This is a genomic window from Ferrimonas pelagia (assembly GCF_039543565.1).
Classification (GTDB): domain Bacteria; phylum Pseudomonadota; class Gammaproteobacteria; order Enterobacterales; family Shewanellaceae; genus Ferrimonas; species Ferrimonas pelagia.
This window is the reverse complement of the sequence record NZ_BAABJZ010000026.1, coordinates 1-576: the sequence shown is the minus strand read 5'-3', so window position 1 is coordinate 576 and position 576 is coordinate 1. Positions and strand designations below refer to the sequence as shown.

Below are 576 nucleotides of genomic sequence, written 5' to 3'. Positions count from 1 at the left end.
GCGTTCTCATCCTCGAATCGCTGACTTTCTTGGCAAGTTGCTTGAAATCGCTGGAAGTATGCATCGTCGATGCTCGGGTCACTAATCAAAGCACTATTAGATCAAACTTTTAGTGCAATTGGTATAAGATAGCTCACGCAAGCAAGGACCGGGAAAGGATCGGCCCGGGCGATCCAGTGGGCCAGTTGTAAATCAATCAAGCAACGCAGCAATAAGGCGCGCGCAAAGGAAGCGTCCTTCGCTCGACGCCAGCGCTGGCCACGGTAGCCGTCCGGTTGACCGCAAAGGAGGATAGCGGGACTCAAGCCGACAACGCAAAACGGCCACCCGAGGGTGACCGTTTTGCTCCCAAATAAGCCACTGTGCTTATTGAACGGGAGGGCTTTGTTGGCGTCAGAGTAAGCACGGTGCTTACCAGATCTAACGACAACAAATCATCCAAAGATGAGAATAAGTGGCGTCCCCTAGGGGATTCGAACCCCTGTTACCGCCGTGAAAGGGCGGTGTCCTAGGCCTCTAGACGAAGGGGACCCCGGACCATCGTTTAAACTCCGATGAAAAGAGCATCTCTTATGA

1 tRNA gene is annotated in these 576 nt (G+C 53.0%); it reads right to left on the bottom strand.

The window, feature by feature from the left end:
- Window positions 1-455: 455 nt before the first annotated feature.
- Window positions 456-531, bottom strand: a tRNA-Glu gene (locus ABEA08_RS09430).
- Window positions 532-576: the final 45 nt, after the last annotated feature.